The sequence below is a fragment of the Candidatus Uabimicrobium helgolandensis genome (assembly GCF_041508025.1).
In the GTDB taxonomy this organism is placed as follows: Bacteria; Planctomycetota; Uabimicrobiia; order Uabimicrobiales; family Uabimicrobiaceae; genus Uabimicrobium; species Uabimicrobium helgolandensis.
This window is the reverse complement of record NZ_CP165719.1, coordinates 3,722,828-3,736,613: the sequence shown is the minus strand read 5'-3', so window position 1 is coordinate 3,736,613 and position 13,786 is coordinate 3,722,828. Positions and strand designations below refer to the sequence as shown.

At 34.3% G+C, this 13,786-nt stretch carries 10 protein-coding genes and 1 tRNA gene; 7 read left to right on the top strand and 4 right to left on the bottom strand.

The genetic code is table 11. The features are described 5' to 3' along the window. Positions 1-4 precede the first annotated feature (4 nt). From UABHE_RS13670 to UABHE_RS13660, 3 genes are all read right to left on the bottom strand, one after another. The gene (locus UABHE_RS13670) at positions 5-1,591 is read right to left on the bottom strand and encodes a protein kinase (protein WP_372370900.1); all 1,587 of its coding nucleotides are present in this window, start codon (positions 1,589-1,591) and stop codon (positions 5-7) included. A 10-nt stretch (positions 1,592-1,601) separates the two neighbouring features. After that, positions 1,602-5,708: a protein kinase gene (locus tag UABHE_RS13665; protein WP_372370899.1), complete on the bottom strand. Its 4,107-nt coding sequence runs from the start codon at positions 5,706-5,708 to the stop codon at positions 1,602-1,604. 109 nt (positions 5,709-5,817) lie between these two features. Beyond that, a complete protein-coding gene (locus tag UABHE_RS13660; RefSeq protein WP_372370898.1) occupies positions 5,818-6,654 on the bottom strand; it encodes a phosphatase PAP2 family protein in 837 nt (278 codons plus the stop codon). A gap of 177 nt (positions 6,655-6,831) precedes the next feature. Here UABHE_RS13660 and UABHE_RS13655 point away from each other — a divergent pair, with 177 nt between their 5' ends. After that, the gene (locus UABHE_RS13655) at positions 6,832-8,457 is read left to right on the top strand and encodes an FHA domain-containing protein (RefSeq protein WP_372370897.1); all 1,626 of its coding nucleotides are present in this window, start codon (positions 6,832-6,834) and stop codon (positions 8,455-8,457) included. Positions 8,458-8,462: 5 nt separating this feature from the next. Here the strand turns inward: UABHE_RS13655 and UABHE_RS13650 are convergent, their stop codons facing one another. Next, positions 8,463-9,041 carry a hypothetical protein gene (locus UABHE_RS13650; protein WP_372370896.1) on the bottom strand — a complete coding sequence of 193 codons (579 nt, stop codon included), beginning with the start codon at positions 9,039-9,041 and terminating at the stop codon, positions 8,463-8,465. A 151-nt stretch (positions 9,042-9,192) separates the two neighbouring features. On the opposite strand from UABHE_RS13650, the gene UABHE_RS13645 reads away from it, so the two are divergent. The 6 genes from UABHE_RS13645 (at position 9,193) to UABHE_RS13620 (ending at position 13,666) form a co-directional block, all read left to right on the top strand. After that, a tRNA-Leu gene (locus UABHE_RS13645) sits at positions 9,193-9,278 on the top strand. 27 nt (positions 9,279-9,305) lie between these two features. Then, entirely contained in the window at positions 9,306-9,974 is a 669-nt protein-coding gene (locus UABHE_RS13640; protein ID WP_372370895.1) for a DUF445 domain-containing protein, read from the top strand. Between the two features lie 366 nt (positions 9,975-10,340). Further along, positions 10,341-10,910, top strand: coding sequence for a helix-turn-helix domain-containing protein (locus UABHE_RS13635; RefSeq protein ID WP_372370894.1), 570 nt, complete (start codon positions 10,341-10,343; stop codon positions 10,908-10,910). A 2-nt stretch (positions 10,911-10,912) separates the two neighbouring features. Beyond that, the gene (locus tag UABHE_RS13630; protein WP_372370893.1) at positions 10,913-12,178 is read left to right on the top strand and encodes an adenylosuccinate synthase; all 1,266 of its coding nucleotides are present in this window, start codon (positions 10,913-10,915) and stop codon (positions 12,176-12,178) included. Positions 12,179-12,298: 120 nt separating this feature from the next. Then, on the top strand, positions 12,299-12,607 hold the full coding sequence (rpmB, locus tag UABHE_RS13625) for a 50S ribosomal protein L28 (protein WP_372370892.1): 309 nt from the start codon (positions 12,299-12,301) through the stop codon (positions 12,605-12,607). 339 nt (positions 12,608-12,946) lie between these two features. Then, positions 12,947-13,666, top strand: a complete 720-nt coding sequence (locus tag UABHE_RS13620; protein WP_372370891.1) for a class I SAM-dependent methyltransferase — start codon at positions 12,947-12,949, stop codon at positions 13,664-13,666. Positions 13,667-13,786: the final 120 nt, after the last annotated feature.

Sequence of the window (13,786 nt, the reverse complement as noted above, 5' to 3'; positions counted from 1 at the left end):
CGGCCTATTTTTGATCTTCTATGTCGATGTGAGCGACAGTGATTCGCGAACTACCTATACTAAATTTTCCTGGAGAAAGAGCGTAGCACTGATTCTTTGAAGGATTATGTAGCCACAAAGTCTTATTTACGTAGATAATTTCAATAATTCCATCAATTTGTGGGTACAATTTTTCAGCGTCATCTATTCCCATACGGAAATTTCCCGCTACCAAAGCGTAGGAATGTTGAGATCCATTGTTAGGACGTTCAACGAATATTGCGGGAGCTAAATAGCTGCGTCCTTCATTTTCTATATTGTATACAAGACTTGGGTATTGTATTGAATGGATATCTATATCAATGACCTTGGCAATGCTTACCTGGTGATTATTTTTCATTTCAATGATTGTATTTGCTTGGGCTTTTTCGGAATCGATAATACTCCCGTAAGTGCTATTTGTGTCTTGGAAATAACTTTTATTGTCTTTTGTAAAAACTTTGCAGTGTTGACCTGAGATTTTGCGTGTAGAACTTTCGTTGCCCTTTGCAGGACGTAAGCGTAAGCAAACATGCGATTCTTGATCTTTAACAGAATTTCGCCCTAGTGTTAATTCTGTACCACCATAAATAAAAATTGTATGTTCCTCTTTGCCGTTAAAGACTGTAAACTTGGCTTGTTGCATACGCGTTTTAACTTTGGCAATGAGTTTTAAATTTTTGACGCGTGAGGTTGTTGCTTCTACATTAACTTTACGAAGTTCAGGGATTGCATCTTCAATATCTCGTCCATAGTACTGCATAATTTTTTCGATTTTAGCAAGTGCTTTATTTGGAGAACTTGGTCTCTTTTTAGGTTTTTTCGCCATCAAGTCGCATAGGAAATCAAAAACTTCTTTGCGTACATCCACATTTGTAATTTCTGGAACAGGAGCATAAAGGTGTTGTTTGAGAATTTCAACCAAACCTTCGCCGTCAAAAGGCAAATGGCCTGCTAAACACTCATACATCATTACTCCAACTGCGTATAAATCGCATCTGATGTCAACTTCTTCAGGAGAGTATATTTGTTCAGGAGCTAGGTAATAAGGTGTTCCTACAACATTGTCTTGTTGTGTTAACATTGTTCTATCTGAAGATGTTGAGCGTACAAGGCCTAGGTCAGAAAGTTTTACTGTTCCATCGCGGTGAATCAGTATATTTCCTGGTTTAATATCGCGATGCACTAAGTCAAATTCATTGATTTTGGATAAAGCTCTTAGTATTTGACGCCCGATTTTTAAACAATTAAGTTCGGAGAACGTTTCTTTTTCGAGAACATCTTCAAGAGAACCACCTTCTACTAATTCGCAGGCTAAATAGAGCGTATTGTCTACTTCTCCTGTGTCGAATGTCTTTACGATATTTGGATGTTGTAATTCCATTGCATATCTAGATTCGCGATTAAAACGTAAGCGAGAGACACTTGTGTCTTCATATTCACTCTCGTTATTAGAAATTAATTTTAACGCGACTTCTCTACCATCAGGATCTTTGGCGTGAAAAACGACGCCCATAGAACCTTTACCAATAGTAGAAATTATTTCGTATTTTCCGAAGCTACCACCTATCATTTGTCGTACCTTATTTAGAGTCCAGTTTGTTTGCATAGTTTAGATATACTTTTTCCCAGTGCGTTTCATATAGTTTATTATAACATTTTGCTAAACCTAAATATAAGTTTTTGTTGTTGGGAAAAAGTAATATTAGTTGGGAATATATTTTACGAGCTTTTTCATGCAGACCCAAATTGACATGTAACTCTGCTATCAACTTTGCGTTGTGTAAATCATATGCCGATTTTTTTAATTGGCTTAGCCATTTTTTGGCTTGAGAAATTCTCTTTGTATCATAGTAAATTTTTGCAATAGTATAGATGTACTCTTCTGAATTTTCTATATTTTGTGAAAATTTCAATGCATTTTTTAAATCTTCTATAGCAGCATTGTGATTTTTATTGAAGATATGAATTAAACTTCGTTCATAGTAGTAACGAGGTTCGGGAAATAGCTCTATTGCAAATGTAAATCGCTCGTATAGTTGTTTTTTTATAGTTGGGTACCGAAAAAAGTGTTTTAGAAATGCTACATAACCTTGGTAATGTTCGTTAACAGAGTCCGGATTAAATCGTCCTTCCCAATTCATTCTTTTTAAAATAGGTAGACGCGCAGAACTATAGAATCCTGTAGCTGCTCCTTCGTGCAAGTAAGACTTTTTACTTTTTTTAATTTTTTTGTAAAATTTTCGTTGTTCAGGAATGGAAAGAAGAGAAGCATAGGAAATCATTGCTGCTTTTTGAATGTTTGAATTTTTGTAGCTTAAGAATGGTTTTATGATTTTAAGCTCATTACTATGGTTATCACTTTTATTGCTCATTAATTTAAACTTTATATTTGCAATTATGTGCGACTTTACATAAGAATTTTGTTCTTTGTCTATGAAATCAGTGGGTTGAAATCCCGCCAAAGATAAAAAACAATATATAATATAACGAAAGCGTGGCTCTGGGTCTTTCGTAAGTTTGGGGATATTTTGGAATAATTTAAAAAATTTTCGTTGAATTTTAGATTTGCGATCTTTGTTAGGATCTGGCCCCATAATAAATAAATTACTCATAAATGCAAGCGCCCTAGTTGAGTATAAATATTTATTGTAACTATAAATAATCTCATCAAAAACTGAGTTGTCAGTGTTGTATGTTGCTAGGTTTGCCATTGCCATACGTAGGACCGTGTCTTCTTCAGATTTGCGCAATAACAAACGCAACTCTTCCCATAACCTTGGAATTTTAAATAATTGGCGATGGAATAATATGCTTTTTTTGACTTGAGTATTTGGATCTCTAAGCCCTGAGATTAACTGCTTGATATGTTGTACTTTGTCATTATGAATGCAGTATGAACTCCATAAAGAGTAATGTGCGTAACTTCTTATCTTAGAGTTTTTGTGCTCTGTTAATTTAGATAAAACTTCACGTGCATTGACAATTTTTTTTCTCTGATTACTGTATTGGGCGATGTTTGCTGCGGCGTAGAGTTGAACAATTTTGTCTTCGTGGTTTTTGAAAAAAGTCCAGTCCTTTACTAAGTAATCACTGTAACGTGCAACAAATTTAGTAAGCAAGAGATTGTTTTTCCAAAATAAATTGCTATGGTCGAATACAATAGGGAATCCCTCTTCTTTTAGAACTGTGCGGCAGATAATAGAACAAATATCATCTTTTTTCGCATGGTTTTCAATGGTTTTAAAATCTAATAATTTGATGATGATTTTTGCGGCGAGGTACCTAAATAGGGTTTCTTCCTTGTTGTCACGTAAAATATTGTACAGTAATTTTATGTCAATGCTGCTACTTATATCTTTAATATTGATATTTTTTGTAAAATAATGTTTTGCTATTAAATAATAGGCCACAAATTTTTGTTCGCGAAGACGCACATCAAAAATCATTTTGAAAGTTTGTTGAAGGCGTTTTTTTACATGGTTTTTATGGTTTTTCTTCTGTAAAATAGCTTTGGCTAAGTCGTCTATTTGCGGATGGTAGCGCAAAGTTAGAAGCCCTTTTTGAATAGAGTCGTATACTTGTAGAGAAATGTTTTCTTGTAATAAACGTCTTATGAAGATTTGAGGCGAATTTTTTTGCTGTTTTTGCATAGATAAATATTGAATGTAAGTTCCTTGGAATTTCCTTTGAATTTTTGTGATGCTGTTCGCGAGCAGATCTTCAGCAGAAACTTTTTGTATTTTGTTTAAATAAAACATCAAGTATTGAATATTTGTTTCAATAATAGCAACATCTTTTAAAGGAACGGTGAGTAATCCTCTTGTCGCAGTAAAGTTTTCGACATCAATATTTAGAGCATGTACATACATATCGTTGGCTTGGCGATAATCTCCTAATGCTTCTAATACATTTCCTAGGTAAGCGTAGTATTTGCTACTGTTTGCATCTAGTAAAACGCATTTACGAAAACATTTCTCTGCTTTGTTAAGATCGCGAATAGTACTTTCTTCTTGTAGGTAACATACTCCAAGACCACCATAAACCTCGATAATATTAGGCAAAAAACTTTGGGCTTTTTTTAAGTAATTTTCGGCTAACGAATAGTCTTTGTTGTGTAAAAAACAATTGCCAAGGTACAGAAACAATGTTGCTTTATACGAATCATTAAAGCTGTTGTTGTGTTTGAATAGTAGGTGTTCTACTTTTTCTAAGTATCTTTTCGCTGTTTCATAGCCTTTTAGTTCGTAGGCGGTTTTACCGAGATAAAATATCATTTGTATATGTTCTTGGTTGCTAATATTGCTTTTACTTTGTAATTCGTTGAGTAGCAATTGGGCAGAGGAGTAGTCTTCTAAGTAATAATATGCCTTAGCTGCAGAAAGCATTGTTTGCGGATTTTTCTGATGACTTAAAGGTAGTTTTTGGTAATAGAACAAAGCTTGTTTGTATTTACTCAAATTTACACTTGCAGTAATTAAGTGACCAAGTATAACTGTTTCATCTAAACGGGCACTCTGTATAGTTAAGGCTTTTGTAAATATTTCGTGCGCTTGTTGATAAAATTCTTTGTCAATGAGCCTTTTTCCGTACTTTGTCCATTCATGCGGAGGTAATAATTCCCAGGATATACTAAGTTCGTAAACATTTTCTTGTGATTTTTGATTGAGTATGCCGAAAGTGTACCCAAAACATATCGATAGCAAGCTTGTCGTGGCAATAATCGCAATAACTTGCCATTTCTGCGTTGAAAAAGGGTTTTTAGCATGAACTTTTTCTCCTTTTTTAAAACGCTCTAGATCTTCAGCAAGTTCTTTGGCACTTTGGTAACGTTTTTGTATTTTTTTGTTCATTGCTTTAAGACATATAGCTTGTAGCGATTTTGGAATTCGAGGATTAATTTTGGATGGCAAAACAGGTTCTGTTTCGGTGATTTTAGTCAATATTTGCATTGTCGAAGGAGCTTTAAATGGAACTTCCCCTGTAAGAAGTTCGTAGAGAATAACTCCTAGAGAATAGATGTCAGTTGTGCGGTCAATGTTTTTACTTTGTCCTACTGCTTGCTCGGGTGACATGTAGTAGGGAGTCCCCATCACTTCACCTGTTTTAGTAAGATTTTTATCTACTTCGGACATCTTTGCCAAGCCAAAATCCATAACGAAGGGTTCGCCTTCTTCATTTATTAATATATTTGCAGGCTTTAAATCGCGATGAATGACTTTTTGGTTGTGAGCATAATCCATAGCATAAGCGATTTTAATTAGAATGGTCACGATTTTTGGTATGCGTAATTTACGATGAATGCCTAACTCGTGTAGAGTTTTACCTTCAATATACTGCATTGTAAAAAAACGTTGCCCTTTATCAACCCCAACATCGTATAGTCCAACGATATTATGGTGTTGAAGTTTTGCGACTGCCAGAGCTTCGCGGCAAAAACGTTCAATGATCTTTTGCATTTGGGCATTTCGAGAAAGTAGTACTTTTAAAGCTACTGGACGATTTATTTTGGTATCCCAAGCTTTATAAACTTTTCCCATACCTCCTTCTCCTAGGAGGTTCATAATCTTGTAATGACGAAGCATTTGTGGAGAAGTAATCTTCAACGAGTGCTGTGTATCTTGTCCGTTTACTCGTGTAGAAGAGTATTTACCCGTATTGTCACCTGAACTAGAAGGATGGTTTGTCATTTAGATAAACTTTCATGCAATAGTCATTTATCGTAAAAAGCTTTGCTATTATTTTACAATATAATACAAGTTACGCAACAACAAAGCTCTTGTACTGTGGAACATGTGATTACTCTTTTGTCTTGTAACAGCACAATTTAGGAGCGATAAAGGACATCCATAATAATATTGCTGCGTAGTGAATAAAACGAATTACTTCTGTGCGTGGAAAAAACTTTTTACCTAGGATATATAACGATAAGGTTCCTAATACACAAATTGAAATGCGAATAGCAATATTTTTACTAGTTTTAGTTGTTGTAAAGTGTAAGTATTTTTGCGCCAAATGACACCCAATAATAACACCAACTAAACTGCCTAAAGTAGGAACAAGTAGTTCTGTATGAAATAATAGTGCGCTAGAAATGGAAGTAAAAACCCAGGTAGTAGAACTTAATTTCCAGTGTTTTTGCCAGAAGGTGTATGAATAAAAGTATACAGCTAAACATCCACTCCCTACAAGCCATCCGCATAAAACATCTGTTGGATAATGGACGCCTAGGTAAACTCGGGATATTCCAATAAGTAGTATTAAAGTCAAACTAATTAACCAAAAAACTTTGTTTCGTAAGTAGTATGCGAGGTACCCCCAGAATACCACGGCTATTTGAGCGTGGCCACTTGGAAAAGAATAGCCTTGTGCTGAAAACAATTGTAATTGAGGGTGTACTACAAAAGGACGTGGACGCGTAAAAATTTCCTTGAGTATTGTGTTTATTAGTACTGTAAATAAAAGCAGGAACGTAAAATGAATTGAAAATCTACGTGGTGCGATTACCCAGGCAACAGATAAAAAAATTAAAAAAAAGTAAGCTTCTCCTAAACTAGTAATTCCTTGATTAAAGTAAACAAGTGCTTGGGAATCAAAGCCTTGTATTTTTTGTATGATCGTTACTTCCCAAGACATAACATCTCCTTTTTTGCTAAGAAAATATTCGAAAGTTGCAATTTACGCTTTCTATTTAGTATATTATATGTGTTTCAATTATGTAAAATTGTTAAAATGATAGTCTCTGGCGCACAAACTGAGTATCCTGTAGATCTTAGGTCATTGTTATAAAATAACTTACAAATTTGAGGACATATGAATAGTCACGATGCTTTCCATTGTAAAATAGATATTTCGAGAAATTTACCGAATAACATTACGGTGAAAGATACCTTGCATAACACATTAAATTTCTTCTTTGACCACACTCCAACACCTTTTATCTCTATTGGGAGTGCTAAGAAATCTTCTATTATTGTTGAAGGTGCTCAAGCAACGCACTGTACATTTAATTTTCAACATGACTCTATGTTGATAAAAGCTTATGGTAATATTACTATTCGCGAAAATGGCAACGAAATTTCCTTACAAAAAGACGATATCTATACTTTGCGTTTTAGTGATAATCAAGTTATTGAAGCTCATACTCTTTTGGAATGGGGTATTGAAATACAACCACATGCAATTATAAATGTAACAGTTACTAGTGAAGAAGGATATGCCAAAGATGGTTTAGAGCATTATCTAGGTGAAAAATATCAGTTTGCTAAGAAAATTTCTGAAAGTGAACGTTACCTTATCTACAAGGTTACCGATAATTCAGTGGTTAAAATTCTTCATCCATATCACAAGCAAGAACAATTACAAGTAATGGAGTTCTTTAAAGTAGCTAGAAGTATTAAGCAGATCCACAGCGATATCTTATGCAATATAAAAAGTTTTGACGAAACACTCCCTCATGTAGAAGTAGAGTATTTTGCTGGACAAAGTTTGCAGAATTATTTGGCTAAAAAAGGTAAACTTTCCTATAACGAAGCTATGTTGGTTTTTCGTAAAGTGCTACTACTTTTAAGAGAAACATCAAAGCGCGAATACATATGTAAAAATCTTCATTTAGACAATATATTGTGTGGTCGCGATAAGCAAGTGAAATTTGTTGGGTGGAACACTGCGCTCGATGGAGTTATGTTTACTTCAAGGCATGCATTGTACTTAGCGCCCGAATATATACGTGGCGAAAGAATCGCAACATCTGCGGATATTTATTCGGCGGGAATTATTCTGTATCGTATGATTACTGGCCGTTTCCCTTTTGCTTCTGCTGCTGAATATCGAACACGCATTGAAAATAATCAGCCTGTTACCAGTTTAGAACTACAAGCTAGTTCTGTGTATATTACGCCACAAACAGCGAATCTTTTAGAAAAATTACTGGACTTTGTGCCAGATAACCGTCCATTTATTGATGAAATTGAAAGTTTTGTACAGGATATTCATGATGTCAAACTATGGGAAAATGTTCTTAATATGGATGAACAGCAAGTATTTTATGGGTTAGAAATAGTGTCTTCTCCGAAGCCAATTAGTGGTGAAATATGTCCACTAAGAGATAATCAAAGTTTTATTATTGGACGCAAAGCAGATATAAATATACCTGGGGATACACACATCTCGCGTCAACATACTAAAATCATTCTGCAAAGTGGTGTATGTACCTTAGAAGATTTAGGAAGTAGTAACGGCACAAAAATTCTCGGGGAGAAAATGAGTAAATGCGAGATTGATAGCGGAGTAACTTTTGCCATAGGGCAAACCACCCTTGGTTTTTGGAATTATAAAATGCTAAAACAACAGCGTAAAGAACTCATGAATCCAACACCATCAAAAATAAGCGGCTGGCATAATTTAGCTGGTATTGTAACGAAAAAAACTGCAAATTAAGTCTTTTATTGCTTTTGAGTTTTTTGCGAAATAATCCCTTCTTTAAAGGAATATTCAGTTCCTTGTTGTTTAAGGAAATGTACTTGTTGTTCATATATTTTTTGGAATTTAGACCATCTCATAGTACTAACTGATAAATCGCGATGTACTACCGGAACATTACCTTGGTCAGTGTGTTGCGGACAGTAAGCGATAATAGCGTCGAACGTTTTAGGTATACTTTTGTCGTAGAGATAACAATAATCTACTTGAGTGGGAAAATTATTGAAGTCTCGTTCTCTCTTTATTTCTTGACCATAAATATTATAGTGATATGTGTACGGCGGTATTCTCTCATGGCACCAACATTCTTTTTTTTCAAGCATTTCTAACTCAAATAGTTTTTCGAATGGAGGAAAATTATTTTCTCCAAAATCAACATGGTACAACGAGTAAGCTTTGCAGAGGCTAACTATTTTACAATATCCAGAGCTTGTCGCTAGACTACTTGACCAAGAAACATAAAGTAATCCAGTAGCAACAACGGCAACTATAGTAAATACAATCATTAATACTGTGACTATTCTTGTAATTGTTTTTGTCATTGTAACTACTCCTTATTAGTTTTTATATGTGTAATATGATTATGGTTTTTACATTGAGCTATTCCAACGCTACAATACTATAATAAAGTTAGAAAAAAAGCTTGACTTTTTATATTTTTTGTATTATTCTTTGGTCGAAATTGTAATTAAAGCCGAAGTGGCGGAATTGGCAGACGCGCAAGGTTGAGGGCCTTGTGAGGGTAATACCTCGTGTGGGTTCAAATCCCACTTTCGGCATCCTTTATACACAAACCAAAAAAAATTATGAAAAAAAGTCTATTTACCAACCTAATTTCATTGGCTGTTTTTGTGGCTGCTTATTTTAGCCCACAATTTTATGGTCAACAACACTTATATCAAGCGAGTTTATTCGCCTTATCAGGTGCATTTACCAACTGGCTAGCTGTTTATATGTTATTCGAAAAAATTCCCTTTTTGTATGGTTCAGGTATTATACCTAATCGTTTCGAAGAGTTTAAAGCAGGTATTCGTAATTTAATTATGGATAACTTTTTCAATAAAGAGAATTTCGAAAAATATGTTAAGGAAACCGTAAATCAAGAAATTGATTTAGATTCTATCGTAAATGGGTTGTTTGATAAATTAAAACAAACCGTTGAGGAGTCTTCATTTGGTTCGATGTTAGGTATGTTTGGTGGAGTGGCTGCTCTTGAGCCTTTACGCGAAGACTTCAAGACTAAAACTCTAGGTTTTCTAAATGAATCGCAGCTTGTTGAAAAATTTACAACAGGAAACTATGACAGTTTACGAACTAAAGTAGAGCAACTTGTTGACAAGCGTTTAGAGGAATTAACACCGCAAAAAGTTAAAGAAATCATTCAAAGCATGATTCGAGAACATTTGGGATGGTTAGTTGTTTGGGGTGGAATTTTTGGCGCTTTATTAGGTCTTTCTGCTTCTCTATTCCTATAAAATGTAGTAGTTCTAGGAAATCTAGCTAATCTATTAACAATCAGTGTTATTGGCTCAATAAAACAAGAAGGTAACCTGTAGGGCTATCTTCTTGATAGTAAATCATACTCAAATCCTACACTAACCTAAACATTCCTGTTCATAATTACAAAGCAATTTTAAACCTGATATCTTTGATAATTTAGATGCTTTTATTAGTGGTAGTTTAAAAACGGTAAACAGCAATAAAACAAATGTAGATACGCCTATTTTTTTCTTGAATTTTCTCATTCTTACAGTTATAGTTGGCGCCTTGCAAATAAGAAATTTTTTGCATATATGCACATTGTTATTTATAACTCTCAATATATAGATACGGAATTTAGAATGGATAAAAAAAAATCGTTGACAACAGGTGAAGTAGCAAAATTATGTGATGTTTCCATTCCTACAATCCACAAGTGGATTCGTGAAGATCGAATAAAGCATTTCAAAATGCCAGGCTCAGGAAAAATTCGCATTCCTAGAGATGCAATATATCAATTCATGAAGTCTCACGGCTTTCCTACAGATGAAGAGCAAAATACGATGAATATTTTGCTTATTTGTGGGGAAGAACACTACAATAAAAAATTTGCAAATGCAATTTGTAAAAGCGATGTTTATCAATGTAATATAGCAAATGATGTTTTTGCAGCAGGCATGATTGCAACGCAAGAATCTCCAGATATTATTTTTGTTGATTTATCACTTACAGGTGTAGATAATAAAAACTTCTGTAGTTCGATTCGTGGAACAGTAAATAATTTTGCTTTGCTTATTGTGGCTATATCTGGTGCTTTTTCAGGTTCTCAGAAAAAAAAATTAACCCAATATGGGTTTAATGAATTTCTAGAACTTCCGCTAAAAGCAACGTCATTCAAAAAGAAAATTAGCTCTTTGTTGAAAAAGAATTAAAAATGAAAAATACAGTTGTATTAGGTACACAGTGGGGCGATGAAGGTAAAGGAAAGCTAGTTGATCTTTTATCCGAGAATTATGAAGCGGTTGTTCGTTTTCAAGGTGGTAATAATGCTGGACACACAATTGTAATTGGCGAAAACACTTATAAGTTACGCTTAATTCCTTCAGGTATTTTCCACCAAAAAACTTGTATTTTAGGAAATGGTGTTGTCATTGATCCTAAAGTTCTCTTGGAAGAATTTGATATTTTACAAAAAGCTGGCGTTGGCATTGAGAAGCTTTATATTAGTGAACGTGCACAAGTAATTATGCCTTACCATAAAGTGTGGGAAGGTATCGAAGAGAATCATCGTGGCAAAAATAAAATTGGGACAACTTTAAAGGGCATAGGACCTTGTTACAGCGATAAAATTTCTCGCAATGGTGTTCGTATTTGTGATATTTGTGACAAAGATCAATTGAGAAAGCGGCTAGAAATTGTTTTTCCATTAAAGCAAAAAACTATAGAAGCACATGGGGAAATGAGCCCAACGTTAGATGAAATTTGTGAGCAGTATACCAAATATGGCGAACTCCTAAAGAAGCATGTAACTAGTACGTCTTTGCTTCTTGAAGAATATATTGCTAGTAAAAAGCCTATACTTTTTGAAGGGGCGCAAGGAGTATTTCTTGATATTGATCATGGAATATATCCTTTTGTCACATCTTCGAATACCTGTGCTGGAGCTGCTAGTCTTGGAAGTGGAGTACCACCGTCTAGTCTTCATAATATTGTTGGAGTTGTTAAAGCCTATACTACAAGAGTAGGAGGCGGGCCATTTCCAACAGAATTAGAGGATGAAATAGGTGAACGACTTGGTACAGTTGGCCAAGAGTTTGGAACAGTGACAGGTCGAAAACGACGATGTGGATGGTTAGATACTGTACTGTTAAAATGTACGCATCGAATAAATGGTCTAACGAGTATAGCGTTAACAAAACTAGATGTTCTTTCGGGTATTGAAGAAATAAAGATTTGTACTAAATACCATTATAAAGACCAAGTTATTGATCATTTTCCTAATTCGTTATCTATAATTGAAGAGCTTGAACCAGTATATAAAACTTTACCTGGTTGGACGGAAGATATTACTATGTGTAAAAATTTCGATGATCTCCCTGACAATTGTAAAGCTTATATTAAGGAAATAGAGCTTCTATTAGATGTTTCAGTTGATATTATTTCCGTTGGGCCAGAGAGATCGCAAACTATTTTCAAATAGTAAACTGCTTAAATCTTGACAGCTAGCTCATACAATGATATTATAAAAAATTCTTCAATAGGACTGCTCACACAGTATGTCCTTAGTTCGATAAAAATAATTACTACAAGGACAAGAATTATGTCTAGAGTTTGTGAAGTCACAAAAAAACGCACACAATTTGGGCGTAGCATTGCCAGAAGAGGTAAGCCTAAATGTGAAGGTGGTATCGGTTTAAAAACCACAGGAATTTCAAAAAGAACCTTTAAACCTAATTTACAAAAAAGAAGAATATGGGTTCCTGAAATGAATGCTCATGTACAAGTGAAAATTTGTAAAAAAGCATTAAAAACTATTGATCGAGATGGTGCATATAGAGTTTTACTCAAAGCTGGTTTGATTAAACCTGTGAAACCGAAAAAAAAGAAAAAGAATAAAGAAAAAGAATAACGCTACTCTATGTGTTTAGGCGTAGAAAACTACGCCTAAAACCATACTTCTTAAAACAATTCAAAAATATCCCAATCCTCAATCTATAACTGGCAATTTCTACATATTCTTTTTATAAGCTAGTTGATCTTCTACTCTTTTTATTGCTAACACCTCCTTAAGCATCGCTATGAGCTGTTTTATATAAATTTGCAAGGATCTTACCCTTAAGGCCTTTCTTTTTACTTGCTTACCGAACACAAATTATTTCTAGATAGCTCCTTGTAGTAAAAAATTAATTTGTTATAATCAGCGAATGAACAATGGTATTTTGATTATTTCACAATTTCGAGCTTATTCATGGAAAAAGTAAAGCAATATTATGAAAAAATAGCTTCGCAGTATGATGCTTCTCTTCAAAAATGGGGCTACAAGGATGTAATAGAAGAGTACATTACGCAAGCAAAGATAAAGCTGTCTCCTAAACCACAGATACTTGATTTAGGATGTGGAACAGGGATTGCAATGACAAAATTGAAGGAAATGTATCCGGATGCAACAATTATTGGACTTGATATCTCCAAAAATATGTTAGATCTTTGCAAAAGTAAAGAGCCTGATGTACATTTGATTCAAGGAGATTATAACAAGCAAGAGTTTTACGATTTCGAAAGCGGAAAAGAGTATACTTTTGAACCTAATTCTTTTGACTTAATTATCAGTACTGGATCACTAACGGAATATGGAAACTTAAAAGCCGTTATTCCTTTTCTCTTTTCTTTACTAAAACCAAATGGTTATCTTACTAATATTGGCCACCGTAAGGGGCTTATTAATTGGATAATTTTGCAGTTTTGGAAAGGAAAAAGTACAGGTAAAAAAGAATTTATTAAAGAGTGCATTCACTTTGGTTTTGAATCTGCACATTCTATATCTATGTCTTTGGGAAAAAGCATTTGGGCATGGAGAAAATATTGTGCTGTAGCAAAAACTCCAGAAGAAAGTGTTGTTAGAAATCTTAAATTAGGCTCTAACTCTTTTGGTGCGGCACAGAAGTTAGAAACTTCCGTTGCTAACTAACGTGAAGTTTTGGATGTCTACAAAATATAAGGGATATTGAACACGTTCATCTTTATTTAGAGCCTGTCATCAATTAAATAGTCACCGTGACTCTTGCCGTAATCTATTCTAAAGTACGGC